This is a genomic window from Streptacidiphilus fuscans (assembly GCF_015690355.1).
GTDB lineage: Bacteria > Actinomycetota > Actinomycetes > Streptomycetales > Streptomycetaceae > Streptacidiphilus > Streptacidiphilus fuscans.
In genome coordinates, this window is record NZ_JADPRT010000002.1 from 143,269 (window position 1) to 168,804 (window position 25,536).

Annotated in this window: 23 protein-coding genes and 1 pseudogene; 13 read left to right on the plus strand and 11 right to left on the minus strand. The window is 70.3% G+C overall.

What is annotated here, in order from left to right; translation table 11 throughout:
* Both I2501_RS04315 and I2501_RS04320 read right to left on the minus strand, forming a co-directional pair.
* Nucleotides 1–2,883, minus strand: a complete 2,883-nt coding sequence (locus tag I2501_RS04315) for a M48 family metalloprotease (RefSeq protein WP_196192475.1) — start codon at nucleotides 2,881–2,883, stop codon at nucleotides 1–3.
* Nucleotides 2,884–3,480 carry a hypothetical protein gene (locus I2501_RS04320; RefSeq protein ID WP_196192476.1) on the minus strand — a complete coding sequence of 199 codons (597 nt, stop codon included), beginning with the start codon at nucleotides 3,478–3,480 and terminating at the stop codon, nucleotides 2,884–2,886.
* A gap of 727 nt (nucleotides 3,481–4,207) precedes the next feature.
* On the opposite strand from I2501_RS04320, the gene I2501_RS39010 reads away from it, so the two are divergent.
* The 12 genes from I2501_RS39010 (at nucleotide 4,208) to I2501_RS04385 (ending at nucleotide 15,347) form a co-directional block, all read left to right on the plus strand.
* The gene (locus tag I2501_RS39010; RefSeq protein ID WP_328806192.1) at nucleotides 4,208–4,696 is read left to right on the plus strand and encodes a JmjC domain-containing protein; all 489 of its coding nucleotides are present in this window, start codon (nucleotides 4,208–4,210) and stop codon (nucleotides 4,694–4,696) included.
* Nucleotides 4,697–5,074: 378 nt separating this feature from the next.
* Nucleotides 5,075–7,774, plus strand: coding sequence for a BTAD domain-containing putative transcriptional regulator (locus tag I2501_RS04335; RefSeq protein WP_196192477.1), 2,700 nt, complete (start codon nucleotides 5,075–5,077; stop codon nucleotides 7,772–7,774).
* 383 nt (nucleotides 7,775–8,157) lie between these two features.
* Nucleotides 8,158–9,192 (plus strand): LuxR C-terminal-related transcriptional regulator, encoded by a 1,035-nt coding sequence (locus I2501_RS04340; protein ID WP_196192478.1) that lies wholly within the window; start codon nucleotides 8,158–8,160, stop codon nucleotides 9,190–9,192.
* A complete protein-coding gene (locus I2501_RS04345; RefSeq protein ID WP_196192479.1) occupies nucleotides 9,189–9,827 on the plus strand; it encodes a pyridoxamine 5'-phosphate oxidase family protein in 639 nt (212 codons plus the stop codon). The genes I2501_RS04340 and I2501_RS04345 overlap by 4 nt, the downstream gene beginning before the upstream one ends.
* A gap of 150 nt (nucleotides 9,828–9,977) precedes the next feature.
* Nucleotides 9,978–10,850 carry a diiron oxygenase gene (locus tag I2501_RS04350; RefSeq protein WP_196192480.1) on the plus strand — a complete coding sequence of 291 codons (873 nt, stop codon included), beginning with the start codon at nucleotides 9,978–9,980 and terminating at the stop codon, nucleotides 10,848–10,850.
* On the plus strand, nucleotides 10,847–11,680 hold the full coding sequence (locus tag I2501_RS04355; RefSeq protein ID WP_196192481.1) for a class-II aminoacyl-tRNA synthetase family protein: 834 nt from the start codon (nucleotides 10,847–10,849) through the stop codon (nucleotides 11,678–11,680). The genes I2501_RS04350 and I2501_RS04355 overlap by 4 nt, the downstream gene beginning before the upstream one ends.
* Nucleotides 11,677–12,096: a holo-ACP synthase gene (locus I2501_RS04360; RefSeq protein WP_196192482.1), complete on the plus strand. Its 420-nt coding sequence runs from the start codon at nucleotides 11,677–11,679 to the stop codon at nucleotides 12,094–12,096. The genes I2501_RS04355 and I2501_RS04360 overlap by 4 nt, the downstream gene beginning before the upstream one ends.
* A 53-nt stretch (nucleotides 12,097–12,149) precedes the next feature.
* Nucleotides 12,150–12,383, plus strand: a complete 234-nt coding sequence (locus I2501_RS04365) for an acyl carrier protein (RefSeq protein WP_196192483.1) — start codon at nucleotides 12,150–12,152, stop codon at nucleotides 12,381–12,383.
* A gap of 18 nt (nucleotides 12,384–12,401) precedes the next feature.
* A complete protein-coding gene (locus I2501_RS04370; protein ID WP_196192484.1) occupies nucleotides 12,402–13,226 on the plus strand; it encodes a class I SAM-dependent methyltransferase in 825 nt (274 codons plus the stop codon).
* Nucleotides 13,226–14,215 carry a 3-oxoacyl-[acyl-carrier-protein] synthase III C-terminal domain-containing protein gene (locus I2501_RS04375; protein ID WP_196192485.1) on the plus strand — a complete coding sequence of 330 codons (990 nt, stop codon included), beginning with the start codon at nucleotides 13,226–13,228 and terminating at the stop codon, nucleotides 14,213–14,215. Before I2501_RS04370 ends, I2501_RS04375 begins: the two co-directional genes overlap by 1 nt.
* Nucleotides 14,215–14,481 carry an acyl carrier protein gene (locus I2501_RS04380; protein WP_196192486.1) on the plus strand — a complete coding sequence of 89 codons (267 nt, stop codon included), beginning with the start codon at nucleotides 14,215–14,217 and terminating at the stop codon, nucleotides 14,479–14,481. The genes I2501_RS04375 and I2501_RS04380 overlap by 1 nt, the downstream gene beginning before the upstream one ends.
* Nucleotides 14,478–15,347: a hypothetical protein gene (locus tag I2501_RS04385; protein WP_196192487.1), complete on the plus strand. Its 870-nt coding sequence runs from the start codon at nucleotides 14,478–14,480 to the stop codon at nucleotides 15,345–15,347. The genes I2501_RS04380 and I2501_RS04385 overlap by 4 nt, the downstream gene beginning before the upstream one ends.
* Nucleotides 15,348–15,510: 163 nt before the next feature.
* On the opposite strand, the gene rlmN is transcribed toward I2501_RS04385, so the two are convergent.
* The 6 genes from rlmN to rpsB form a co-directional block, all read right to left on the minus strand.
* Nucleotides 15,511–16,644: a 23S rRNA (adenine(2503)-C(2))-methyltransferase RlmN gene (gene rlmN, locus I2501_RS04390; protein WP_196192488.1), complete on the minus strand. Its 1,134-nt coding sequence runs from the start codon at nucleotides 16,642–16,644 to the stop codon at nucleotides 15,511–15,513.
* Between the two features lie 120 nt (nucleotides 16,645–16,764).
* Complete coding sequence (locus I2501_RS39015; RefSeq protein WP_196192963.1) at nucleotides 16,765–17,946, minus strand: phosphatidate cytidylyltransferase; 1,182 nt, start codon at nucleotides 17,944–17,946, stop codon at nucleotides 16,765–16,767.
* Nucleotides 17,947–18,179: 233 nt separating this feature from the next.
* Entirely contained in the window at nucleotides 18,180–18,737 is a 558-nt protein-coding gene (gene frr, locus I2501_RS04400) for a ribosome recycling factor (RefSeq protein WP_196192489.1), read from the minus strand.
* A 137-nt stretch (nucleotides 18,738–18,874) separates the two neighbouring features.
* Nucleotides 18,875–19,624: a UMP kinase gene (gene pyrH, locus I2501_RS04405; protein WP_196192490.1), complete on the minus strand. Its 750-nt coding sequence runs from the start codon at nucleotides 19,622–19,624 to the stop codon at nucleotides 18,875–18,877.
* 149 nt (nucleotides 19,625–19,773) lie between these two features.
* Complete coding sequence (tsf, locus tag I2501_RS04410) at nucleotides 19,774–20,607, minus strand: translation elongation factor Ts (protein WP_196192491.1); 834 nt, start codon at nucleotides 20,605–20,607, stop codon at nucleotides 19,774–19,776.
* Nucleotides 20,608–20,771: 164 nt separating this feature from the next.
* Nucleotides 20,772–21,704, minus strand: a complete 933-nt coding sequence (gene rpsB / locus I2501_RS04415) for a 30S ribosomal protein S2 (RefSeq protein ID WP_196192492.1) — start codon at nucleotides 21,702–21,704, stop codon at nucleotides 20,772–20,774.
* 459 nt (nucleotides 21,705–22,163) lie between these two features.
* Here rpsB and I2501_RS04420 point away from each other — a divergent pair.
* Nucleotides 22,164–22,559: pseudogene (locus tag I2501_RS04420) on the plus strand (peptidoglycan DD-metalloendopeptidase family protein); the annotation flags it as partial.
* An 80-nt stretch (nucleotides 22,560–22,639) separates the two neighbouring features.
* Here the strand turns inward: I2501_RS04420 and I2501_RS04425 are convergent.
* The 3 genes from I2501_RS04425 to dprA all read right to left on the minus strand — a co-directional run bounded on the left by I2501_RS04425 (nucleotide 22,640) and on the right by dprA (nucleotide 25,507).
* Nucleotides 22,640–23,236 carry a TetR/AcrR family transcriptional regulator gene (locus I2501_RS04425; protein ID WP_196192493.1) on the minus strand — a complete coding sequence of 199 codons (597 nt, stop codon included), beginning with the start codon at nucleotides 23,234–23,236 and terminating at the stop codon, nucleotides 22,640–22,642.
* An 83-nt stretch (nucleotides 23,237–23,319) separates the two neighbouring features.
* Nucleotides 23,320–24,147 carry an RNA polymerase sigma factor WhiG gene (gene whiG / locus I2501_RS04430; protein ID WP_196192494.1) on the minus strand — a complete coding sequence of 276 codons (828 nt, stop codon included), beginning with the start codon at nucleotides 24,145–24,147 and terminating at the stop codon, nucleotides 23,320–23,322.
* 127 nt (nucleotides 24,148–24,274) lie between these two features.
* A complete protein-coding gene (dprA, locus tag I2501_RS04435; protein WP_196192495.1) occupies nucleotides 24,275–25,507 on the minus strand; it encodes a DNA-processing protein DprA in 1,233 nt (410 codons plus the stop codon).
* Nucleotides 25,508–25,536: the final 29 nt, after the last annotated feature.

The window sequence follows — 25,536 nt, forward strand, 5'->3', positions numbered from 1 at the left end:
TCAATTGCTCCGCGCGTACTCATCGGTCTCCGTCTTAATGGCCGAGTACGCTGCATTGATGTGATCCACCGAATCGGGGATCGTGGACACCGCGGACATGAATGCCGGGCCGTCCCCCTGTTGCAACGACTTAGTGCAGGTGCTTGCCGCGTTCGCTGCCTCGGCGATCGCCTGCGCCAAGTTCAGCTGAAGGCGCGAGTCGGGTACGGGGAAGTAGGCTTCCGCAGCCCGGGCGCTGCGGTCGAGGTCGCGGCAGTCGGCCATGAGCGTCGAGACCCACTGCGTGCTGAGGATTCCGGACGGCGAGGCTGTAACCGCCTGGCCGAGGTGCCTGCCGAACCGGCCCAGTTCCTGGCTCCACTGCTGGAGGATCTGCCCGCCGCCGAACTTGTACCACGCTGTCAGCTGGAACGCCCGGATCAACTTCGGCTCGTTTGTCGGCGTGTCGGCCGTTTGGGCCTCCTCATCCAACGTCTGCGAACTGACCGGGGAGCTGTGAATCTGGATCGCTCGTGCCGTCGGGATTGCCGTGGCGCCGATGGCGACCAGCACGACAATGGCAGCCCCGATCACACGGACGACGTGCCGCCGCGTTCCGGGATCGTGGGCGTGCGGGCTCGGCCGCGGTGTGGGCTCCCGGAACCTGCTATTCAGCTTTGCCACCGCCGAGACGACGAAGGCGGTGGCGAACGCGGCCAGGATCGAGAAGCTCAGGGCGGCGATCATCAGTTGAGCCGTCAGGCTCCAGCCTGCGCTCGGTACCCACACGCAGACATCCATGGAATCCGCGAGCGGGCGCACGCAGCCGTCAGCCGACTCGGTGAAGAAGGTGGCCACCAGTCCGAACGCAGTTGTTCCCGTGGCCGCGACCAACGCGACCGGCAATCTGTGCCACGGTACGAGCGCCGCTGCTATCGCGGCAGCCGCAACTGCCGCGAAGACGATGGCGACACAGATCCAAGAGAGGGTCATGACGGCGAACAGGGCAGTGAAACGATCGGGAGCCGGGACGGTTGAATGCATTGCCGCCTTCGCCACCGCTATCCCACCGATCGAGGTCACCGCACCGACGGTCAGCGCCCAGGCGATCGGCCGCGCGAGCGACGGACCGCGTCCGTCCGACCCGCCAGGTATATCCGCGGTGGGTCGGCGGCGAACCGCACCGATGACGATTCCGATCAGCGGCACGAGCCACAGAACGCCGTCCGCAAGCACGTTCAACGTACCGTTCCAGCCAACCCAGACAGGTGCGAGCAGTGCCAGCGCATGCAGCAGACCCCGATGGGCAGAGACCTTACCGGGGAAGGCCTGCTCCACCTGCTCGGTCAGGGTTCTAACGCTCTGAAGGCCCACTGTGTACGTCGACGCCTCAGTCGACCACCAGTAGAGCCAGGCGGTGGCCAGGAGTCCGGCCGCGACGAGCATAAGGGCTAGAGCGGGGCGCTTGTCCGCGCCGGGCCACACGGTAAGCCACAGCCGCGCGCAGACCGCCATCCACCAGCAGAATCCGATCCCCGCGCACAGAACAACGAGCCCGAGCCAGGGCCGCGAGGGGACGAACTGGAGCTTCGAGAGCTGCCCTGTCTCCCATTCGGCGAACGCGAGGCCCGCACCGAACCACAAACCCGCCGAGATCCCTGATGGCACGCCGGGTAGGTCATTAAGCACCGCGTACGCGACCGCGCGCCAGAGCGCTACTCCGGCCACCGCGATGGCTGCTGCGGCAGCGAGTAGGGCGGGGCCCCATACAATCCAGTCATTCGTGTCTGACAGGTAGATGCCGCTGTCCGCGGCGATCATGATCGCCGCGGCGCCGGCCAGGAACATCTGCAGCGGGTTGATCCGGAATAGTGCCTCTGGCCCGGCGAGCGCGCTCCTGCGCAGCGACAGACGCGGGTGCGATCGGCCCGCGTCGCGCAGCATATGCAGCAGCCTGCGGAATCCTGATGTGCCGGATTCGGGTCGCTCCCAGGCATGCTCCGAAGCTCCCCAGCGCCGCGCTGTGCGGTCCGCGTACATTTCCCGCGCACGCAGCACGTCCGCTCGGGAGAGAAATGCCAGTGCGGTGAGCAGGATTGGGTAGACCAGGTCCCTGATGACGGTAGGCCACTCGCCGGACCAGAACGGATCACTGGTCAGCGATCCGGAGAAGAGCTGCCACAGGTTCAGGCCGAGGCCGGGCAGAGCAACGAGCAGGAGATAGACGCGCCACACGGCGAGGGTGGCGGTGGAGACAGTGACGTCGCGGTTCCTGATATGCGCGAGCTCGTGTAGTAACACCGCGTCAAATCCGGTGCGATCGCGTTCAAGGGCAGCGACGAGGTCAGCGTCCAGGCACAGGATCGGGTGGGAATCGCGGCCGAAGACCATGGCTCCATTGCCCCGGGAGAAGGGGTCGAAGACGAGCTCGGGCGGCCGCACCAGGCCGGCTCTCGCAGCAGCGTCAACGGCAGCTTCGCGCAGTTTGCCCGAAGGATCGACCTCGGCCAGCGGCATGAGGTGCCGCCAGCGTCGGGTGAGCTTGGGCAGCAGCAGCGTCAGAAGCCCAGCGAGCAGCACCATCGCGAGCGGCCAGACTGCGTTGCCCCAGACTGGCGGTGCGGGCTCGTACCGTGCGTAGCAGGCGGTCAGCTCGGCGTTGTGAGTGAGGAGTGGGACGTAGTTCGATGCGACGTCGCCGCTGTTCACGTCGAATCCGGCCGCGAGAAGGCAGCCGAGGCCGCTGAAGTGATCAGGGCTCGTCGTGACTTGCCAGAAAGTGGACAACAGGGATGCGCTGCTGATCACGAGAAGCGCGACTAACTGGATGAATCGCGTTGTCGTTCCCGCCGCGATTTCGCGCTCATCCACCCGATACGGCGGCTGTTTGATGTCAGCACTCACCTAGCTCCCCTGCCGCCGTGTGCCACCCGCCTCGGGGCCACCGCCGGTCTCCAACGGCCGGGGGGCCTCGGAGGCGTCGATCGCCGGAGCGTTCGCGATCGCAAGCGCGGCAACGATCGTGTCGGCCATCACGGCTCCCTTCCTCGATCCCACTCCGTGTCGGGCAGCCGATTTGACCGCCGTCGCGTGCACGACGGCGAGTTGCTCGCGCGTGAAGGTGATGACCTCGGGGGATGGTGGCTGGTCGCTCTGTCCCAGCTTGCGGCGGCTGAGCCTGCGCATGGCCCGCGCAAGGCGTTTGGAGACCCCTTCCCCGGCATTCGCACCCATCCGGCGCACCGCCTCGTTGACCGCAAGCCAGACCAGCGGTGAGACGAGGCCGACCGACGCCTCGATGCCGAAGGCCAGCGGATCGCGGCGGTGACGACGCGAGCGCAGGCGGCGCGCGACGAGCGACGGGCGCTGCCGGGCGTACGCGGCCACGACGGGAAGTTCGTCCGGGGCAATGCAAGCCACGATATCCCGGGCCAGCGCCTCGCGCAGCGATCCCGGCTGCAGAGCGGAATCCGCCCGTCCGTCCCCAGTTTTAGCGGACATCCTCAGCCACCCCCGTGGGTCCCCATCCGCCATCCCCTACGTCCGCGAAGGCTAGCACTCACCACGCGTTCGAGAACCCTGATTCACCCGATGCGGCGAGCGCGTATCGGGGCTTGAGCCCTGTGGGTTTCATAAACCCCATCGGTGCGGGTCAGGCAGCGCGTTAGTACCCGTGTAGGACGCCACCGAGTCGCTCGCTTCGTTTGATGCTGAGCTGGCCCGACTCTCGACATTCGCTGTTCTGGCAGACCTAGGCTCGGGTCGCTCGGTGGGGTGATGTGGCGTCATCTGGCCGCATGGGATGTCAATGTCCTCGACGACTCAGGCGTCGTTTGTCTCATGCAGGTCGGCCGCGGGCGCCCAGGCCCCGGCAGTGATCGGGTTTCCCGACTCGACGACGACGAACGGTTCACTGCCCTCGTGCGCGTAGCGGCCCCCGTGGCTGCCGACTTCACCCCGAAGAGCAGCACCTGAATCCAAGCTCCCGGCCCGATCGCATCGAGGGCCAGGGAACGGAGCCCGCCCTGTATGGGCTCCGGCACCACCGCTGTGACTCCTGGCTTCACGCTCGCCCGCGACAGGGGCTGCCGCGCAACCCGATGGACCAGCCAGTCGGCCGGTCCCCGCCTACGGCTACACCCGGCCTGTCGTCACCCGCCGCAGCACTGTCTGGCAGCGTCTCCAGCCCGACGGCCTGCAGGAGCAACTCGCCGCCGGAGCAACGCTGGTGCTCAACGGCGTCGACGAGCTCCACCCTGGCCTGCACCACCTCGCAGCCGAACTGGAGCGTTGGCTGCGCACCTCCTGCCAGATCAACCGCTACGCCTCCAGGACCAGCACCGAGGGCTTCGGCACCCGCTGGGATGACCACGACGCGGTCGTCGTCCAGCTCGACGGCACCAAGCGCTGGCGGTTGTACGGGCCCACGCGCACCCACCCATGCACCGCGACTTCGAGGCACCCGAACCGCCAACGAGCTGCTGTACAGGGCGTTCACCACTCTGGAGGAAGCCTGCGGCGACGGCCAGATCCGTGCGTATGGCGTCTCCACCTGGAGCGGCTTCAGCAGCAGGCTGTTCGACATCCCGACCCTGCTGGGAGCCGCGTTCCGCGCAGGAGGAGCCGACCACCACCTGCGCGCCGTCCAACTCCCGCTGTCCATCGTCCATCTCGGCCCGATCGCCCAGGCCCTCGAAGGCCGAGGCGTTCTCGCTGACGCCTGCGCCGCCGGTCTGACCGTCTTCGCCTCAGCGCCTCTGCACGGCGGCCTCGCCCCGCAGTGCTTCCCGAACCACCGAGCCGATGGTGCCCGCCGCCCCCGTGATCGCCACGGTCCCAAGGCTCACGTTGCCTCCTCACGTGTCCACAGTCCAAGCATCGTTGCTCTCGTCGATCCACTGATCAAGCTCCGGCAAAGCCGCACTGCCGGCTCATCGTCGGTATGCGGTGCTTCGCCCCAGCGTGCGGGTCTTCCCTTGGTTCATTGGTCTAGTCCAAAATGATCGTTGACGAAGTCACGGCAAAACCGGCCGCGCTCGGCGGCTGCGCCGCGCGCGGTCGTGGCGGGTCGCGGGCACCGGATGAGGGGGATGCGATGTCGGAGTGGGCCGGGGGGCCTTCCAGGGGAGGCGGGGCAGCCGAGGCCGGACAGTTCGGGACGACGCTCCAGTTGTTCCGCCAACGGGCCGGGCTGAGCCAGGAGGTGGCCGCGTCGAGGGCAGGGATCAGTACCAGGGCGCTGCGTGATATCGAGCGCGGCCGGGTCCAGCGCCCCCACACGCGTACCCTGCAGCGCCTGGCCGAGGCGCTGCAGCTGACTCGGGGTGAGCGGGCGGACCTGTTGGCGGTCGGGCGGACCGTGCCGCCTCGCGGTGTGGGTCGGCCGCGGCTGCTGATTCTCGGCCCGCTCTCGCTCCAACGGGGTGATGCCTCCGTGTCGGTCACCAGTCCGATGCTGCGCCGTCTGTTGGGCCTGTTGGTCCTCAAGTATCCCGAGCCGTCCACCCAGCAGGAGATCACCGACGTCCTGTGGCCGTCCGGGCCGCCCAGTTCTCATCAGAGCCTGATCCACACCTATGTCAGCCAGGTCCGCCAGCTGCTGGAGCCGGGCGACCTGTCGACGGTCCCGCCCCCGACACTCCCGCCGCCGACGGTCGCCCGTACGCCCACCGGCTACGTGCTGAAGGCGTCCCGGGGCCAGATCGACCTGGGCCATTTCGACGAGCAGTTGGCGCAGGCGAAGCGGTTGCGCCGGGTGCCGGACCCGGGGGCCGCGTACGCAGCGCTGACGCAGGCGCTGCGGTGGTGGCGCGGTCCGGTGCTGGCCGACGCGGATCCGGTGCTGCGTCAGCATCCCGCCGCGGTGGCGGCCGACGAGCGGCGCGTCGAGGCGGTGCTGCTGCACGCCGACACGGCGCTGCTGCTGGGTCGGCACGAGGAGGCCGTCCCGGTGCTGCGGGACCTGGTGAACACCGAGCCGCTGCACGAGGGTCTGCACGCCCGGCTGATCCTGGCGCTCGCCAGTTGCGGGGAGCAGGCCGCCGCGCTCCACGTGTTCAGCCGCCTGCGTGACCGGCTCGACGAGGAGTTGGGCATCGCGCCGAGCGCGGAGCTCCGTGACGCCCACATGCGGGTGCTGCGTCAGCAACTGCCCACGGCATCGCCCACCGCATTACCCACTGCACTGCCCACCGCGCGGCGCCTGGTCGGACCCGCTCCTGCCAGCCGTCCGGTGCCGGCCGGTCCGCCCCCGGCCCAACTGCCCGCCAGGACCGGCACCTACGTCGGGCGGGGACGGCAGATGCGGGAGTTGGACGACCTTGTCTCGACCGACCCGGCGCGGCGCTCCCAGCTGGTGGTCGTGGTCGGGCCGCCCGGGGTGGGCAAGACCGCGCTCGCCAAGCACTGGGCGCACACGCGGCGGGAGCACTTCGGGGACGGGCAGTTGTTCGTCGACCTGCGCGGCCACTCACCGCTTCCGACGCTGCGCACAGGCGACGTGCTGGCCAAGTTCCTCCGGGCCCTCGGCACCCCGGCCGACCAGGTACCGGCGGACGAGGACGAGGCCGCCGCGCTGTACCGCACGCTGCTCGCGGGCAGGCAGATGCTGATCATGCTGGACAACGCGCGGGATGCCGAGCAGGTCAGACCGTTGATCCCGGGCGCGCAGGGTTGCGTGGTGATGATCACCAGTCGCAGTCAGCTCGCTGGGCTGGTCGCGAGCGACGGTGCCCGACGCCTCGCCCTGGACGTGCTCGATCCGGACGAGGCCTGCCAGTTGTTGGGCAGCATCGTCGGCGACTGCCGGGTCGCGGCCGAGCGGGAGGCGGCCCGTCGGCTCGTGCAGGCGTGCGGCGGGCTGCCGTTGGCGATCCGGATCGCCGGGGCCAACGTGGTGGCCCGCAATGCCGGGATCGCCGACTACGGTGCCGAACTGGCGGGCAGCGACGTGCTCAGTCGGCTGTGCGTCGAAGGAGACCGGCGCTCGACCGTGCGGGCCGCCTTCGACCTCTCCTACCGCGCGCTGCCGACGGCGTGTCAGCGGATGTTCCGGCTGCTCAGCCTGATGCCGGGCCAGGACGTCACGGTGCCCGGCGCGGCGGCGCTGGTGGACTCGACGTCGGCGGAGACGAGCGGACTCCTGGTGAGCCTGACCGACGCGCATCTGGTGCAGGAACGGGTGCCCGGCCGGTTCGGGCTGCACGATCTGCTGCGCTCCTACGCTCGTGAACTGGTCAGCAGGGACGAGGCGCAGGCCGCCCAGCAGCGGCTCTACGACTGGTACCTCTACCACGCCGACGCCGCCGTCCGACTGCTGTACCCGTCGGAGCCTGCCTCGGACCGGTCAGAGGCAGGCTCCGCGCCGTCGGCCGCGCTGGTCTTCTCGGGACACGGCCAGGCCGCGCAGTGGTTGGCCACGGAGCGGGAGAACCTCACCAGCGCGGTCCTGCAAGCGTCCGGCGCCGGATTCCCCAGCGTCGCCTGGCGGTTGGCGGAGAGCCTGCACAGTCATCTGTCGGCGCGGAGGTACACGGGCGACTGCCTCAAGGTCGCGACGGCCGGCCTGTTCGCCGCAGTCGCCGACGGCCAGCTGCGGGCGCAGGCGGCGGCTCAACTGCGGCGTGCTGAGTGCCGTTCGGCGATGGCGCAGGGTGCGCAGGCCCTGGAGCTGCTGGACAGCGCGCTGGAGCTCGCGCGGCAGGCGGGATGGGACGACGGGCTGGAACTGGCGCTGCGTCGCATCGCTGCCGCGCACCAGGAGGACGGCGCCGTTTGCCTTCCGCCGGTTCCGTGAGGATTCCGGGACCGGTACCGGTACCGGTCCCCGAGAGCGACGCAGGCGATCCATGGCGCGGCGGAAGGGCAACTGTTGCGGTAGGTACCGCAGTTCTGCCGGTTCCCTGCCTGCCGGTCCACAGCGGCCGGCAGAACCGCAGGTCAGGGGAGGCCTGTGGGCCGGGTGCGGCAGTCTCAGGGGCTCGCGGCCCTCTGGTCCGGCTGTAGGAGCCTGAGCAGGCCCGCTGCGTACGGTGATCACCGCAGGCTGTTTCCGCCGATCCATGAGGTGAACACGTTGCGACAGCTCATCGCGCCCCTGACAGCTGCCTCAGTGAGGCGGCACAGGCTACTGCCCTGCGGTCGAGTCGGCCTCGAGCACGCGATCAGAAGGAGATGACGATGGACCTCTCTCCGGAGAACCCGCGTCAGGGTGCCCAGCGGGTCGCCGAGGTGGACGACTTCGTGATCGCGTTCTACGAACACGCCCTCGGACTGCCCGACTTCACTCCCTCCGATGTCGCCGAGGCGCTCGGCGTCGCACCGCAGCGTGCCGACCGGGCGGTCGCCGCGCTGCGCGATCTGCGCCTGGTCAGGTCGGCCGAGCGCGGCACGGACCGGCTGGTCGCGGTCAGCCCGGAGGCCGCACAGACGGAGCTGCTGATCCCGCTGGAGCGGGAGATCCTCGACAGGCGTCGCCGACTGGCGGGCTTCAAGGGGACGTTCAGCTCCTTCATGGCGGCGTTCGAGAAGCAGAAGCAGGCCGGTGCCCGTGGGAAGGCGGTGGTGATCACCAACGACCCCGAGGAGATCGAACTGCGGCTGCTGGAGGCCGCGCAGAGCTGCACCACCGAGGTCCTGGTCATGCAGCCCTGTGTGGCCCAGGAGACCCGCGAGTTGCGGCTGGCACGTCCGCTCGTGCTGGAAGCCGCGCGCCGGGGCGCGCAGGCGCGGGTCCTCTACCCGCACACCGCCCGAGGCGACTCCGACACCCGTGCGCACATCGGCGAACTCCTGCCTGCGGGCGGGCAGGTGCGGACCACCAACGAGGTGCGGGACCGGTTCCTGGTCTTCGACCGGAAGACGGCCTTCATCCCGGCCGGTGACGGCGACGAGATCGCCGTCGTCTACGAGGGCGTGGTCGCGGCCTTCCTGGCGGGACAGCACGCGCGGGCGTGGGAGTCCGCGTTCGCCGTCGACTCCGGGGCGGCCGGCTACGCCGGGACGCTGGAGGATCTGAAGGCGACGCTGCTCGACCTGCTGGCGTCGGGGGCCAAGGACGAGGTGATCGCGCGCCGGGTGGGCATGTCCGATCGGACGTTGCGCCGCCATGTGGCTTCGATCATGGAGGAACTGTCGGCCACCAGCCGGTTCCAGGCCGGCGTGCTGGCCGCCCGGACCGGCCTGGTCGACGCGGCATTGAGGAGCGTCGCATGAGCCGCTACGACCGACTTGCGTACACATCGTCGGTGCGCAGGGTCCAGCAGGAGATGGGCAGCGCCACGGCGGCCGACCGCCGTCTGCGGGGCGCGGAGGGTGACGAGGCCGAGCCGCTCACCGCGTCCGTGGCCGAGTTCATCCGCAGTCTCGACGGCTTCCTGTTCGCCAGCGTGGGTGAGACCGGTTGGCCGTACATCCAGTTCCGCGGCGGCCCGCCGGGGTTCGTCCATGTCCTGGACGCGCACACGCTCGGCTATCTGGACGTCCGCGGCAACCGGCAGTACATCACCACGGGCAACGTGCGCGGTGACGACCGCGTCGCGCTCTTCTTCATCGACCACGCCCGCCAGGCCCGGCTCAAGCTGTTCGGTCACGCCACCGCCGTGCCGGTCGGCGACGATCCCGTGCTCGCCGAGCGCCTCGGTTCTCCGCGCACCGAGGGGACGGTCGAACAACTCGTCACCATCCGGGTGGAGGCCTTCGCCTGGAACTGCCAGAACCACATCACCCGCCGATTCAGCGAGCGCGAACTCTCCGACGCGCTGGCTCCCGTCCACGAGCGCCTCGCGCGGCTGGAGCGGCTGGAGCGGGAGAACGCCGCGCTGCGCGCGGAACTCGCCGCCCGGGACTGACTGCCTGGAATCGACCGTCCGGAACTGACCGGCCAGTGGTCGTCCACTGGCCGAATTCGGCAGCCGGATCCGGACATTGAGAAAGGTACAGACCAATCCCTAGGGTGGAGGCACACCACAGAGCCCCGCGGCGAACGGAGTCCTCGCCCCATGGTCAGCGATGTGATCGACCGCAACAGCCGGTTCCAGGAAATCATGGACCGCCTCACCGCCAAGTCGATCGACGACTACTACAACCCCTACCGGCTCTTCGCATGGCCCGACCGGCTGCCCGAGGACATCTGGTGGATGAGCCCCGAACTCACCACCACTCACGGCACGGAACTCGCCGAAACGCTTTCCCCGGAACAGCTCCGCACCCTGTCCCGGTACGAAAGCATCAATTTCTACAGCCTGAACGTGCACGGAATCCGGGAACTGCTGACCGAGGTCGTCAACCGGATCCACACGGCCGGATTCGAGAAGCCCTCGGAGTTCTTCCACCACTTCATCGGTGAGGAGAACGAGCACATGTGGTTCTTCGCGGAGTTCTGCCTGCGCTACGGCGGGAAGATCTACCGACAGCCGGCCGGCGGCGCGGAGGCCGTGGGCCACTCCGCCAAGACGGAGAGCCTGCTGGTCTTCGCCCGGATCCTGATCTTCGAGGAGCTGGTGGACCACTTCAACTCGACCATGGCCACCGACGAACGGCTGCACGAGACGATCCGGGCGATCAACCGGATCCACCACCAGGACGAGTCGCGGCACATCGCCTTCGGCCGTGAGCTGGTCGACCTGCTCTACCAGGACCTCAAGCAGACCGCGTCCGAGCAGGAGCTCAACGACATCTCGACCTACCTGCGGCGCTATCTCACGCACAGCTTCGACTCGCTGTACCACCCGCAGGTCTACCGCGACGCGGGACTGGACAAGCCGCACGAGCTGCGCCGACTGCTGATGGAGTCGCCCGCCCGTGCCGAGGCCGAGCGGCGCACCTTCCGCAAGACCACCAGATACCTGGAGAGGACGGGACTCATCCGATGAACCGCCTGACCGGGAGCGACGGCGCGCCCGCGCTCGCCATCCTCGGGCCGGACGCCACCCGGCTGATCAAGGAGCTCGACCGGGTCTTCACCGGCTGGGGCCTGGCCGCCGGAGCGGACGAGATCAGCCCGCCGCCGCTCTACCCGGTGACCGACCTGGAGAAGTTCGACGTCTACACCAACTTCCCCCAACTCGCCTGGGTCGCCGGCTCCCTGGACCTGACCCGGGATCAGCACAAGCCCACCGGAGGCCGCTTCGCCCCCGAGGCGCTGCGCGAGGCCCGCTACGGGCTGCCGCACGCCACCTGCTACGGCGCGTACCTGTACCACGAGGGCGGGCGGGTCGCCGACGACACCCTGGTGACCCTGGTCAACCGCTGCTTCCGCAACGAGGACCACTACAGCGGGCTGCGCCGCCTGGCCAGCTTCCAGATGCGGGAGATCGTCGCGCTCGGCAGCTACGAGCACACCCAGCAGGCCCTGCACGGCTTCACCGAGCGGATCCTCGCCTTCGCCGCCGCGCTCGACCTGGACCTCGGCAAGGCCCCGGCCGGTGACCCGTTCTTCCGGAACGACGGCGCCCGCGCGCTGATGCAGAAGCTCAACCCGGTCAAGCACGAGTTCCAGTACGGGGACCTCGCGATCGCCTCGGTCAACACCCACCGGAACTTCTTCGGCGAACGCTGCGACATCACGCTCGCCTCCGGCGAGCACGCCTACACCTCCTGCACCGCCTTCGGGCTGGAGCGCTGGGTCGCCGTGCTGACCGAGCACTTCGACGGAGACCTGAGCGCCGCCCTCGACGCGGTCCGCGCCGCCGACCGAGGGTGAGCCAGCCGCGTATCGGCGTCGACCTGGTCCCGCTCGCCCGGGTCGGCGAGCTGCTCGGCGAGCTGCTCGGTTCCGGGAGCCGTCCGCTGCTCGGCCGCATGCTCTCCGAGCACGAGCTGCGGATCTCCGTCACCCCCGACGGCGCTCCGGACCCGGCGGGCCTGGCCGGTCGGCTGGCCGCCAAGGAGGCCGTCTTCAAGCTGTTCGGCGCCACCGGACAGCCGGTTCCCTGGCAGGGGATCGAGATCCTGCGCGGTCCGGGCGGACGACCCGAAGTCCGGCTGGCCGGCCCCGCCGCCGACCTGGCCGCCCGGGCCGGACTCGGCCCGATCGACATCAGCATCAGCCACGACGGCGGCTTCGCGATCGCCGTGGCGGCGGCCGTCGCCGTCCCTGTCGTCCCCGCCGTCCCCTGACGTTCTCTCACCACCCGTGACCGACCCTCCAATTCGTCCCGAAGGGATCAGCCATGAGCTCCGCCGGTATCGACAAGGTCCGCGACTGGATCCTCGGCCGTCACCCCGGCCGCACCGAACTCGCCCTCGACGTCAACATCATCGAGAGCCGCCTGGTCGACTCGCTCGCCTTTGTCGAGCTGGTCTACACGATCGAGGACGCGGCCGGAATCGAGATCGACTTCGACGCCATCGACATCGAGGACTTCCAGTCGCTGGCCACCATCCAGAAGGCGTTCTTCGCCTGAGCCCGAGGAGGGTTCCCCATGCACGCTGTCTCCTACACGGCCCAGTGGATGGCCGCCGCCCGCGCCCAGGAGTCGGAGCGCGACGACGCACTCTTCGTCGACCGGCTGGCCCGCGACCTCGCCGCCCCCAAGGGCTTCGAGCTGATCGAGCGTTACGCGGGCGGCGGCCTGCTGCCCTTCATCTCGATCCGGACCAAGTACCTCGACGACGCGATCACGACCGTGCTCGCCGAGGGCGAGATCCAGCAGGTCGTACTGATCGCCGCCGGAATGGACGCCCGCGCCTTCCGGCTGGACTGGCCCGACGGCGTCGAGGTCTACGAGGTGGACCACGGGCCGCTCATCGCCGAGAAGCGCCGCCGCCTCGACGCCCTCGGCGCCGAGCCGCGTACCGACCGGCGCGAGGTCTCCGCCGACCTGACCGGCGATTGGCTGCCCACCCTGGAGGCGGCGGGTTTCGACCGCAGCCGCCCCACCCTGTGGGTCGCCGAGGCGCTGACGTTCTTCCTCACCGAGGAGCAGGCGGCCGGCCTGCTCCGACTGCTCGCCTCCGCGTCCGCGCCGGGCAGCCAGCTGGCCTTCGACATCCTCGGCCGTGCGCTGCTGCGCAGCCCGTTCTCCAAGCCCTTCCTGGACACCCTGGCCGCCGACGGCACCCCGTGGATCTTCGGCAGCGACGAGCCGGAGGAGTTCGTCGCGGCGAACCTGTGGAAGGTGGTGGACCTGAGCGAGCCCGGCCAGCCCGGAGCCGGCCAGGGCCGCTGGCCGTACGACGTCCAGCCGAGGAACCGCCGCGGCGCCAACCGGCTGTGGCTGATCCGCGCACAGATCGCGGCGGCCTGATGAGCCGTCCGACCGCAGGCCGTCCGACCACGGAGCGCCCGATCACCCTGGAGCGGATCGAGTCCTACCTGCCCGAGCGCAGCGTGCGGATCGACGACCTCGGTGGGCGGCTCGGCCTGCGCCGCGCCCAGCTCGGCGTGTTCCGCAAGTTCTACGGGCTGGACACGCTCCGCTTCGACCCCGACCTGCCGCTGCTCGACCTGCTGCGGCCCGCCGCGCGCAGCGCCCTGGCCGCCGTGCCGGAGGGCGGCCGGGTGGACTTTCTGGCCTACGCCCACACCACGCAGGCGGTGGCCCCGGCCGATGTGGACGTCGCCCAGCTGGTCCGCGACGACCTCGGCCTGGGGGACACCGAGGCCTTCGGCCTCAGCCACCAGGCCTGCGTCAGCAGCCTCGGCGCCATCGAGGTGCTCGGCGAACTGCTGCGCGCGGAGGGCACCGAGGGCGCGTACGCGCTGATGGTCACCGGTGAGCAGGCGTACGCGCCGATCGTCCAGCACATCCCCAACACCGCGATCATGGCGGACGCCGCCGCCTCCTGCCTGATCACCCTGGACGGCGACGGCGACGTGGTCCGGTCCTTCGCGATCCGGACCCTGGGGGAGTACGCCCAGTGGCTGGAGCTGACCCCCGAGCAGAACACCGAGTTCGGTGAGCAGTACGGCGCCAGGATCGCCGAGGTCATCCACCAGGCCCTGGCAGACGCCGGGTTGACGCTCGACGAGATCGACCTGGTGATCCCGCACAACGTCAACATGCTCGCCTGGCGGCAGACCATCAAGGAGCTGGAGGTGGCTCCGGAGAAGGTGTTCCTGGACAACGTGCCGCGCTACAGCCACACCTTCGCCTCGGACGTCTTCGTCAACTACACCACGCTGCGGGACGCCGGCCGGCTGGTGGACGGCGGGCACTACCTGCTCGTCTCCGTCGGCCTGGGCGCCACCTTCGGGGCGATGGTGATCACGCACCGGGAAGCGGGTGAGCACTGATGGACCGTCAGGAGATCGTGGCTGTGATCGAGAAGGCACTCGGCGAGGTCCTGGAGCGACCGGTCACCGGACTCACCGAGGAGACCGCGCTCTTCGACGAGCTGCAGCTGCAGTCGTTCCACGTGTTGGGCCTGCTGATGACCGTCGAGGAGGTGACCGGTATCGCGGTCGACCCGGAGCAGCTCGACGTCGACGACCTGCGGACCATGCGGTCCTTCACCGACTACGTCGAGGCCGCACTCCGCCAGGCGGAGGGGACGTCATGACCGGCCTCTACCTCCGCGCCGCCACAGCGGTGCGCTCGCCCAACGGCCGCGCACCGGGTGACGACATCTCGGCAGCCGTGCTGGACTACCACCGCGACCTGCTCGCCCCCTTCGACCAGAAACCGGACGAGGAGGCGCTCGCCCGCGGCGCGCACGTCCACCACCGGGACCTCGCGGACCTGCTCGCCGCGGACGACGGCGTCGGGCGCAGCCGACCGGAGCTGCTGATCGTCACCCACGCCCTCCCCGACGTGGTGCCGTTCACCGCTGTCGCTCCCTATCTGACCGATCGCCTCGGCGGCCGGGCGACCAACTTCGCCATCGGTCAGCAGGGCCTGGCCGCGCCCTTCACGGCGCTGCGGATCGCGTCGGCCTACCACCGATCGGGACGGGCCGCGGAGGCGGTGGTGGCGGTACTGGAGCAGACCACCCTTCCGACCCCGTTCCCGCTGGAGCCGCAGACCCCGCTCATCGACTCGGCCGCGGCGCTGGTCCTCGGGCCCGCGCCGAGCCCGACCGGCCTGCGGTTCGTCCGGGCGACCTCGGCCGCCACCGCTGCGGAGGCGCTGGAAGCGGTCACCCTGGCTGCGGACGCCCTGGGCCTGGACGCCTCGGGCCAGCACGTCGAGGCGGACGGCACGCTGCTGGTGCTCGGCCCCTGGGTCACCGGGGACGTCGCCGTCGCCGTCCCGCAGCACAGCGAGGTGCACCGGGTGGAGCCGGGCAGCTACTGCACCAGCCTCTGGCTCGCTTTGGCCGACCACTGGCAAGAGTGGCAGCAGACCTACCGGCGGATCGTGCTCTGCGACACCGACCCGCGCTCCGGCCGCAGCCATGCGGCGCTCTTCGCCGCAGGCGAGGGGTGACTCCTCACCGCACGGCGGGGGGGGGGCGGGGGGCCCCCCCCCCCCCCCGGCCCCCGGGGGCCCCGCCCCCCCCCCCCCCCCCCCCCCCCGCCCCCCCCGCCCCCCCGCCCCGCCCCGCGCGCGCCCCCCCCCCCCCCCCCCCCTTCTCGCGTGCGGTGCTCGCTCAGCCCGCGGCGGCCAGCTGGCCGCAGGCGCCGTCGATTTCCTGGCCGCGGGTGTCGCGGACGGTGACCGGGACGCCGTGGGACTGGAGGCGGCGTACGAACTCGCGCTCGTCCTCGGGACGGGAGGCGGTCCACTTGCTGCCCGGGGTCGGGTTCAGCGGGATCAGGTTGACGTGCGCGTTGTGGTTCTTCAGCAGCCGGCCCAGCAGGTCGGCCCGCCAGGCCTGGTCGTTGATGTCCTTGATCAGCGCGTACTCGATGGAGACCCGACGTCCGGACTTCGCCGCGTAGTCCCACGCGGAGTCCAGCACCTCCTGGACCTTCCAGCGCGTGTTGACCGGCACCAGCTCGTTACGGAGCTCGTCGTCCGGCGCGTGCAGGGAGACGGCCAGGCGGACGCTCAGGTTCTCCTCGGACATCCGGTTGATCGCGGGGACCAGACCGACCGTGGAGACGGTGATGCCGCGCTGCGACAGCCCGAAGCCGGAGGGGGCGGGGTCGCAGAGGCGGTGGATCGCGGCGATGACGCGCTTGTAGTTGGCCAGCGGCTCGCCCATGCCCATGAAGACCACGTTGGAGAGCCGGACCGCGCGCGCCTCGCCGTCCTCGCCGTCCTTCACGCCGCCGAAGTCGCCCGCTTTGATCGCGCGCATGCCCGCGGCGATCTGCTCGACGATCTCGGCGGTCGACAGGTTGCGGGTGAGGCCCGCCTGACCGGTCGCGCAGAAGGGGCAGTTCATGCCGCAGCCGGCCTGCGAGCTGATGCACATGGTCACCCGGTCCGGGTAGCGCATCAGCACCGACTCGACGAGCACGCCGTCGAAGAGCTTCCACAGCGTCTTGCGGGTGGAGTCGTCGTCGCAGGAGACGTGCCGCACCTCGGTCATCAGCTCCGGCAGCAGCGCCTCGGCCAGCTTCTCGCGGGACGCGGCGGGGATGTCGGTCCACTCCTCCGGGCGCGCGGCGAGGCGGCCGAAGTACTGGCGCGACAACTGGTCGGCGCGGAAGGGCTTCTCGCCCAGCGCGACGATCGCCTCCTTCCGCTCGGCGGCGGAGAGGTCGGCAAGGTGACGCGGGGGCTTGGCACCGCGGGGCGCGACGAAGGTGAGTTCACCCGGGAGTGGCTTAGGCATGATTTCCCCAGTGTCTCAGGTCGGAGACGCTGTCCGGAAATGGTGCAGGCAAAGACGCCGCAGGCCCCGCCGGGAAGGGCGGGGCCTGCGCAGGTCGAGGGTGTCGGAGGGCGGGAGGGCTCAGCCCGCGCCGACGAAGCCGACCAGGACCAGCCAGACGACCGGTGCGGTCGGCAGCAGCGAGTCGAGCCGGTCCATGATGCCGCCGTGGCCCGGCAGCAGCGTGCCCATGTCCTTGATGCCGAGATCGCGCTTGATCATCGACTCGCCCAGGTCGCCCAGGGTGGCGCTGACCGCGACGCACGCGCCGAGGACCAGGCCCTGCCACCAGGTGCCGTTGGTGATCATGAACTGCATGCCCGCCGCACCGGCGGCCATGCAGAGCAGGACGCCGCCGACCAGTCCCTCGCGGGTCTTGCCGGGGCTGATCCGCGGGGCGAGCTTGTGGCGGCCGAAGCGGGAGCCGGCCGCGTAGGCGCCGGTGTCGCTGCAGATGGTCAGCACCATGAAGAGCACCACCCGCTGCGGACCGTCGTCCGCCGCCAGCATCAGCATCACGAAGGTGGCCAGGAACGGCACGTAGAAGGCGGTGAAGATGCCCGCCGTCACGTCCCGCAGGTAGTTCTCCGGTGGCTCGGTCATCCGCCAGACCAGCACCGCGAGGCTGGTCAGCGCGAGCGCCACAACCGCCGCCTCGGGGCCGCCGAGGTAGGCGGCGATCTCCATCGCGGCACCGCCGACCAGCAACGGGATCAGCGGCACGCGGATGCCCTTGGCCTCCGTCAGACGGGTGGTCAACTCCCACATGCCGACACCGACCGCGGCGACCACCACGCCCACGAAGAGCCACTTGACCACGAACAGCGAGGCCACGATGACCGCGCCGAGACCGAGGCCGACGCCGATCGCGGCACGCAGGTCGCGACCGGCCTTGCCCGCGGGCTTCGGCTGGGCAGGGGCGGTCGGCTCACCGGGCCGACCGGGCTGCTGACCGGGTTGGCCTTGCTGACCCGGGTGGCCCGGCTGGCCGGGGTACCCGGACGGGCCAGGGCCGGGGTGGCCCTGCTGGCCGTGCGGCCCCGGAGCGCCCTGGGGCCCCTGCGGTCCTTGCGGTGGTCCCTGCTGCGCGTACTGGCCGTACTGGTTGAACTGCCCGCCCTGCGCTCCCTGCGAGCCCTGTGCACCCTGGTCGTACTGCCCGTACTCGTCGTACTGGCCGTGGCCGGGCGGGGTCGGCTGCCCGGTCGGCCCGGAGGGCTGCCCGGTGGACGCGGCGAGCGGCTGCTCGGGGACGGGGGGCATGTACTGAGTGTGCGCCATGCCGTCGTCGCTGTGCGAAACGAAGGGCTGCTGCTGGTGGGCCGGGTGACCGGCCGGACCGACCTGCGGGTGCGGGTCGGTCACCGGCGGCAGCAACGTGGTCGCCTGATCGTCGCCGAGCGGCGCCGATCCCTCCGGCGGCGTTCCGTGGCCCTGTGCGTGGGCCCCGGCACTCGTGTCTCCGCGAGTGGGCCCCCAGAAGGAATCGTCGTTCATCAGACTTCGAGCAGCTCGGCTTCCTTGTGCTTGAGCAGCTCGTCCACCTGGGCGACGTACCGCCCGGTGACGTCGTCGAGCTCCTTCTCGGCGCGACGGACCTCGTCCTCGCCCGCCTCGCCGTCCTTGACCAGCTTGTCGAGGGTGTCCTTGGCCTTGCGGCGGACGGCGCGGATGGAGATCTTGGCGTCCTCGGCCTTGTTACGGGCCACCTTGATGTACTCCTTGCGCCGCTCCTCGGTGAGCTGCGGGAAGTTCACGCGGATGATCGAACCGTCGTTGCTCGGGTTGACGCCGAGGTCCGAGTTGCGGATCGCCTCCTCGATGACGCGCAGCGAGCTCTTGTCGAACGGCGAGACGACCGCCATCCGCGGCTCCGGCACCGAGAAGGAGGCCAGCTGGTTGATCGGCGTCATGGTGCCGTAGTACTCGGCCACGATCTTGGCGAACATCGCGGGGTGCGCACGGCCGGTGCGGATCGCGGCGAAGTCGTCCTTGGCAACCGTGACGGTCTTCTCCATCTTCTCCTCGGCCTCGAGGAGGGTCTCTTCGATCACAATCTGCTCCTGTCCGGGCGGCCCGGTCTCGAACCTGCTGGTGGTGCTGTTCGGATGGTGCTGGGCGTTGCTGGTAGTGCTACTGCTCCGGCCGGGACGTGTCCATCCCCTGCGGCGGTCGCCCCTGCGGGCGTCGCTCAGGCCGTCGGAGCGTCGCTGCTGATCAGTGTGCCGATCTTCTCACTGCCGACGGCGCGGGCGATATTGCCCTCCTTCAGCAGTTCGAAGACCCGGATCGGCAGGTTGTTGTCCTTGCACAGGGTGATCGCGGTCAGGTCGGCGACCTTGAGGTCCCTGGCAATCACCTCGGAGTATTCCAGGGAGTCGAACTTGACGGCGTCCGGGTTGGTCCGCGGGTCGGAGTCGTAGACACCGTCGACGCCGTTCTTGCCCATGAGCAGGACCTCGGCGTGGATCTCCAGCGCCCGCTGGACGGCGGTGGTGTCAGTGGAGAAGTAGGGCATGCCCATACCCGCGCCGAAGATCACGACGCGGCCCTTCTCCAGGTGCCGCACGGCGCGCAGCGGCAGGTAGGGCTCGGCGACCTGACCCATGGTGATCGCCGTCTGGACCCGGGTCTCCACGCCCTCCTTGTTGAGGAAGTCCTGGAGCGCCAGGCTGTTCATCACGGTGCCGAGCATGCCCATGTAGTCGGACCGGGCGCGGTCCATGCCGCGCAGCTGCAGCTCGGCGCCGCGGAAGAAGTTGCCGCCGCCGATCACGACGGCCACCTCGGTGCCGCCTCGGACCACGGTGGCGATCTCGCGCGCGATCGCGTGGACCACGTCGGGGTCGACGCCCAGGCCGCCTCCGCCGGCGAACGCCTCGCCGGAAAGCTTGAGCAGTACGCGACGTCGCGAGCTGCCCTCGTCAGCGGACTTCTGCATCGGACCCTCCTTGAAGCACAGGTACACAAGAAGAGGCCACCGCCGCGGGCACCGGTTCGGTTACCTGCACGGCAGTGGCCTCCTCGTCGTTCTCACGACTCACATCGTAGGGGCTGGCCGGGGCCTGCCCCGTCGCTCGATCGCAGGGATCAGGCGCCGACGCGGAAGCGGGCGAAGCGGACCAGCTTGACGCCGGCCTCGTCCAGGACCTTCTGGACGGTCTTCTTGTTGTCCTTGGCGTAGGCCTGCTCCAGGACCGCGTTCTCCTTGACGAAGCCGGTCACGCGACCCTCGACGATCTTCGGCAGGGCAGCCTCGGGCTTGCCCTCCTCGCGCGCGGTGGCCTCGGCGATGCGGCGCTCGTTGTCGAGCACCTCGGCCGGGATGTCCTCGCGGGACAGGTAGGTCGGGCCGAAGGCGGCGATGTGCTGCGCGACGCCCTTGGCCACCTCCTCGTTCTCGCCGTCCAGCTCGACCATGACACCGATGGCCGGCGGCAGGTCCGGGTCGGTGCGGTGCATGTAGACGTTGACGTAGGCGCCACCGGTGAACTGGGCGAAGCGGCGGAAGACGATCTTCTCGCCCAGGCTGGCGTTGGCCTCGTCCACGAACTGCTGGACGGTCTGGCCGGGCTTGATCTCGGACGCCAGGGCGGCGTCGATGTCGGCCGGGGAGGTCTTGGCGACGAAGGCGGCCAGCTCGTTGGCGACGGCCACGAACTTGTCACCCTTGGCGACGAAGTCGGTCTCGCAGTTCAGCTCGACCAGGACGCCGGAGGTGCCCTCGATCAGGGAGACGACGGCGCCGTTGGAGGCGTCGCGGCCCTCACGCTTGGCCACACCCTTCTGGCCCTTGATGCGGAGGAGCTCGACGGCCTTCTCGACGTCGCCCTCGGCCTCCTCGATCGCCTTCTTGCAGTCCATCATCCCGGCGCCGGTGAGCTCACGGAGCTTCTTGACGTCCGCGGCGGTGAAGTTCGCCATGGTTCCTGAATCTCTTCTCGCGTGTCGCGTTGTCTGGGAAGTGAGCGAAGCTCGCGATCAACTGCCTTGCGGGCAGCGTCTGCCTTGTGAGCAGTGTCGCGATCGTTCGACACACGGGAGGGGTACGCCGGCGCTCGCCGCCGTACCCCTCCCGATCAGGCGTTTCAGGCCTGCTCGGCCTCGGCGGCGGGCGCCTCGGTCGCAGCAGCGGGGGCCTCGGCCTCGGCGGCGGGCGCCTCGACGGCAGCGGCCTCAGCGGCGGGGGCCTCGGACTCGGCGGCCTCAGCGGCGGGGGCCTCGGACTCAGCGGCCTTCTTCTCGGCGCCGGCGAGCTGCTCGAGCTCCCACTCGGCCAGCGGCTCGGCCGCACCGGCGTCAGCCGGCTTGACGTCGCCCTTGGCAGCGCCGGAGCGGGCCATCAGGCCCTCGGCGACGGCGTCGGCAACCACGCGGGTCAGCAGGGTGACCGAGCGGATGGCGTCGTCGTTGCCCGGGATCTTGTAGTCGACCTCGTCGGGGTCGCAGTTGGTGTCGAGGATCGCGACGACCGGGATGTGGAGCTTGCGAGCCTCGCCGACGGCGATGTGCTCCTTCTTGGTGTCGACGATCCACACGGCGGACGGCACGCGCTGCATGTCGCGGATACCGCCGAGGGTCTTCTCCAGCTTCTCGTACTCACGCTGGAGAACGAGGAGCTCCTTCTTGGTGAGCCCGGAGCCGGGCACATCCGTGAAGTCGATCTCGCCGAGCTCCTTGAGGCGCTGCAGACGCTTGTAGACGGTGGAGAAGTTGGTCAGCATGCCGCCGAGCCAGCGCTGGTTGACGTAGGGCATGCCCACGCGCGCGGCCTGCTCGGCGATGGCCTCCTGGGCCTGCTTCTTGGTGCCGACGAAGAGGACGGAACCGCCGTGGGCGACCGTCTCCTTGACGAACTCGTAGGCGCGGTCGATGTAGTTCAGCGACTGCAGGAGGTCGATGATGTAGATGCCGTTGCGCTCCGTGAAGATGAAGCGCTTCATCTTCGGGTTCCAACGACGGGTCTGGTGACCGAAGTGGACGCCGCTCTCCAGCAGCTCCCGCATCGTGACGACGGCCATGGCCGTACTCCTTGAAATTGCTCGGTTGTCCGCCAAGGCCGGTGGCCGAGGCGCCTGACGCCCTGGTCATGCCGGTTCCTGGGGCTCCTGAGCGGCTTCCCGCAAGGAGGTTGTCCGAGGACCGAGCGGCACTGCGCCGGAGGACCGGCGCTGGGCGTGCGAAGTCGACCCGGCACGCCGGGTCGCGAATGAAGTGTACGGGAAGGTCCGGACGCCGAGCGACTCGCGGCCAGGGGCAGGCTCACTCGTCCGGGTGGCCCAGTTTTCCACAGCGGGCAGTTGTCCACAGGACGGCTGCGGTGGGTGGGGCTTGTCGGGCCTGGAGAGCAGAGTGCGGGCATGGCGCACGGCACTGTTTCTGCTCGCAACGACCGCCCTGGAACCTGTCCCGCTCTGCCGTCCTGGTGGTCGGGAGGACGGCGGGTGCTGCTCGTCGTGGGGTTGGTGCTCTGGGGTGCCATGGCGGCGGTCGGGGCGCCTGCCCACGCGCACAACCCGGGCTGGACGGCGGGCGGGCCATTGGTGACGGCAGGCGGGCCCTTGGTGCGGCCGTTGCCGACCCGCGGGACGTTGGCTGACGTGCTGCGCCGCTTCGATCCGCCGCCGGTGCGGTGGGCGGCCGGGCATCGCGGGGTCGATCTGGCCGCGGCGCCGGGCACAGTGGTGCGCTCGGTGCGGCCGGGGGTGGTCTCGTTCGTCGGCGTGATCGCGGGCAAGCCGGTCGTCGCGGTCGAGCTCTCCGGCACCGGCTCACCGCCGCTGCGGACCACCTTCGAGCCGGTGACGGCGACGGTCACGGTCGGGCAGTCCGTGGGCGCGGGTCAGCAGCTGGGCACGGTCGGGGACCACGACGGGCACTGCCCGGTCGGCTGCCTCCACTGGGGCTTGCTGCGCGGGCACCACTATCTCGACCCGCTCGCCCTGGTGTCCGTCGGTCAAGCCCGGCTGCTGCCGCTGACCCCGTCCAGCACCAAGGCCACGGCGGCGTCGATCACCACGTCCGGTTCCTCGACGGCGTCGCCGAGCTCCAGGCGCTTGGCTGCGGCCTCGACGGTCCCCTGGAGCAGCGAGGCGGCGAGGGCGGGGCTCGGGTGGCCGAGTTCGGTCAGGGCCGTGACGATCGGGCCGGCCAGCTGCCCGTGCGCGGCACGGATCCTCTCGCGGGCGGCGTCGTCCAGCTCCATGGCCGAGATGGCGGCGATCGCGCGGTGCCGCGGGTCTCCGGCCAGGGTGAGCTGGGCGCGGACGTAGGCCTCCACGCGGGCCACCGGGGTCGGCTGGGCCGCCACGGCCTCGGCCACGTCGACGGCCCAGGCCGGGAAGTCGACGGCGCAGAGCTCCTCGACCACGCCTGCCCGGGACTTGAAGTACTCGTAGACCGACGACCTCGCCAGACCGGTCCTGGCGGCGAGGTTGGGGAAGGTCAGCGCCTCCATGCCGCCCTCGGCCAGCAGCTCGCGGGCGGCGGCCAGCAGGGCGTCACGCTGCAGCCGACGGTGTTCGACGAGGGTGGCAGCTCGAATCTTCGGCACGGGGGCAAGGGTAGCCAAGGACTCTGTGAGCCGGTTCTCCCCTACCGGACATCGGCCGGTGTGGGGCGCGGCGAAGTGCGCGTTCAGCGCGCGTCGGAGAGCTTGGCGCGGAGTTGGAGCACGGCCTTGGTGTGGATCTGGGAGACCCTGCTCTCGGTGACCCCGAGGACCTGGCCGATCTCCGCCAGGGTCAGCCCCTCGTAGTAGTACAGGCTGACGACGGTCTTCTCCCGCTCCGGGAGCGTGTTGATCGCGCCGGCCAGCAGTCGCCGCACCTCGCGGCTCTCGGCGACCTCCTCCGGGTCGTCGGCCGCGGTGTCGACCAGCGTGTCGACGAGACTGCCACGCGCGTCGCCGCCCTCGCCCGAGCCGTGCAGCAGCTCGTCCAGGGCGACCACGTTGGCCAGCGACAGCTGGCTGAAGATGCCGTGGAGCTCCTCGACCTGGATGCCCATGGCCGCCGCCACCTCGGAGTCGCCCGGCGTGCGGCGCAGGCTGACCTCCAGGGTGGCGTAGGCGCGCTCGACCGCGCGGGCCTTCTGTCGGATCGAGCGCGGGATCCAGTCCAGCGCCCGCAGTTCGTCGATGATCGCGCCGCGGATCCGGCTGATCGCATAGGTCTCGAACTTGATCGCCCGCTCCGGGTCGAACTTCTCGATCGCGTCGATCAGCCCGAAGACGCCGGAGGAGACGAAGTCCGCCTGCTCGACATTGGCCGGCAGGCCCACGCCGACGCGGCCGGCGACGTACTTGACCAGCGGTGAGTAGTGCAGGATCAGCTGCTCCCGCAGACGCGGGTCGCTCGACTGCTTGTAGGCGTGCCAGAGCTCGTCCACCGTGCGCACCCGCGCGTTGCGCGGGCCGGGGATGCTGCGGGGCTCCCCGGTCGGGGAGCTGGCGTAGCTGGGCATGCGTCGTCGTGAGCCGTTCTACCGATCCATCGGGCGCGATCCGTCGGGCCGTTCAACGGACCGGTTGTGCCATTGGGCCATTCAACGGAACGTTGTGAGCGTAGCGTCACCGGATGGTTTCCGAGCGCTATCGGGACCCCTTGCACGCCGGATTCAGTCTCCAGTGCGCTCCCAGGCGTTCGACCATGCCGAGCGAGACCAGCTCGTAGAGCCGCTGCAGCACCACGTCGGGGGCCAGCAGCGAGCGTTGGACCAGCGACTCCACGGTTGTTCCGCGTGACGAGGCGGGCAGGGATTCGAGCACGCGCAGTGTCTCGGGAGCGAGCGCGTCCCGCAGGCGTTCACGCCCCTCCGGAGTGGCGGCGAGGTCGGCGCCGATCTCGCCGATCTGTTCGACGATCTCTGCATGGTCGCTCACCAGAACCGCGCCGTTGCGGATCAGCGCGTGCGTCCCCGCGGAGAGCGAACTGGTGGCCGCACCCGGAACCGCCATCACGTGCCGGGCCAACTCCCCCGCCCAGCGGGCGGTGTTGAGCGATCCGCTGCGCCGGGCGGCCTCGACCACGACCGTCCCCCGTGTCAACGCCGCGATCAGGCGGTTGCGTTGGAGGAACCGCGGCCGGTTGGGGTGCGCGCCGAGTGGCAACTCGCTGAGCAGCAGACCGGTTTCGCTGATCCGGCGCATCAACTGGTCGTTGGAGCGCGGGTAGGCCTGGTCGACGCCGCAGGCCAGGACGCCGATGGTCGGCCCCGACACGGCGAGTGCGCCCCGGTGGGCGGCGGCGTCCACGCCGTGGGCGGCACCCGAGACGACCGTCCAGCCGCGCTCAGCCAGCGCGGCGGCGAGCTCCGCGGCCATCCGCTGCCCGTAGCCGGTGCAGGCACGGGCGCCGACCACGGCGACGGACCGTACCGCCAGAACCCGCAACGCGGCGCTGCCGCGCGCCCAGAGGGCGACCGGTCGCACCGGCCCGAGATCGTCCAGCTGCGACGGCCACGCCGCCTCTCCCGGGCAGATCAGCCGTGCCCCGATCAGCCGCCCATGGGCCAACTCCCGTGCGCCGTCCGGCGGCGCGAGGCCCACGGGCAGCCCGCGGACCAGGCGGGCGAGTGCACCCTGCGGCCCGAGCTCCTCGATCAACCGCCCGGCCCGCTCGTCCCCCGGCTCCACGATCCGCCCGAGCGCGGCCCGGGCGACGCGCACCGGGGTGTCGGGGAGGTCGGACGCGTCGGGGAGGTCGGACGCGTCGGCGGCGACGGCTCCGGTGACGGTCCCGGTGACGGCAGCCTCGGGGGTGGCCGCTGCGAGAGGTTCGGCACTGGGGTCGTCGAGCAGCGCCGGCTGGTGAACGAGCGTCATGGAGGCTCCTCGGGCGGATGGTGTGCGAG

Excerpts from the sequence above, each read along its gene's own strand:
- whiG (WP_196192494.1), bottom strand. The coding sequence starts at position 24,147 with ATGCCCAGCTACGCCAGCTCCCCGACCGGGGAGCCCCGCAGCATCCCC.
- I2501_RS04370 (WP_196192484.1), top strand. The coding sequence starts at position 12,402 with ATGCACGCTGTCTCCTACACGGCCCAGTGGATGGCCGCCGCCCGCGCC.
- I2501_RS04350 (WP_196192480.1), top strand. The coding sequence starts at position 9,978 with ATGGTCAGCGATGTGATCGACCGCAACAGCCGGTTCCAGGAAATCATG.
- I2501_RS04375 (WP_196192485.1), top strand. The coding sequence starts at position 13,226 with ATGAGCCGTCCGACCGCAGGCCGTCCGACCACGGAGCGCCCGATCACC.
- dprA (WP_196192495.1), bottom strand. The coding sequence starts at position 25,507 with ATGACGCTCGTTCACCAGCCGGCGCTGCTCGACGACCCCAGTGCCGAA.
- I2501_RS04385 (WP_196192487.1), top strand. The coding sequence starts at position 14,478 with ATGACCGGCCTCTACCTCCGCGCCGCCACAGCGGTGCGCTCGCCCAAC.
- rpsB (WP_196192492.1), bottom strand. The coding sequence starts at position 21,704 with ATGGCCGTCGTCACGATGCGGGAGCTGCTGGAGAGCGGCGTCCACTTC.
- tsf (WP_196192491.1), bottom strand. The coding sequence starts at position 20,607 with ATGGCGAACTTCACCGCCGCGGACGTCAAGAAGCTCCGTGAGCTCACC.
- rlmN (WP_196192488.1), bottom strand. The coding sequence starts at position 16,644 with ATGCCTAAGCCACTCCCGGGTGAACTCACCTTCGTCGCGCCCCGCGGT.
- I2501_RS04340 (WP_196192478.1), top strand. The coding sequence starts at position 8,158 with ATGGACCTCTCTCCGGAGAACCCGCGTCAGGGTGCCCAGCGGGTCGCC.
- I2501_RS04355 (WP_196192481.1), top strand. The coding sequence starts at position 10,847 with ATGAACCGCCTGACCGGGAGCGACGGCGCGCCCGCGCTCGCCATCCTC.
- I2501_RS04345 (WP_196192479.1), top strand. The coding sequence starts at position 9,189 with ATGAGCCGCTACGACCGACTTGCGTACACATCGTCGGTGCGCAGGGTC.
- I2501_RS04365 (WP_196192483.1), top strand. The coding sequence starts at position 12,150 with ATGAGCTCCGCCGGTATCGACAAGGTCCGCGACTGGATCCTCGGCCGT.
- I2501_RS04320 (WP_196192476.1), bottom strand. The coding sequence starts at position 3,480 with ATGTCCGCTAAAACTGGGGACGGACGGGCGGATTCCGCTCTGCAGCCG.
- I2501_RS04335 (WP_196192477.1), top strand. The coding sequence starts at position 5,075 with ATGTCGGAGTGGGCCGGGGGGCCTTCCAGGGGAGGCGGGGCAGCCGAG.
- I2501_RS39015 (WP_196192963.1), bottom strand. The coding sequence starts at position 17,946 with ATGCCCCCCGTCCCCGAGCAGCCGCTCGCCGCGTCCACCGGGCAGCCC.
- pyrH (WP_196192490.1), bottom strand. The coding sequence starts at position 19,624 with ATGCAGAAGTCCGCTGACGAGGGCAGCTCGCGACGTCGCGTACTGCTC.
- I2501_RS04380 (WP_196192486.1), top strand. The coding sequence starts at position 14,215 with ATGGACCGTCAGGAGATCGTGGCTGTGATCGAGAAGGCACTCGGCGAG.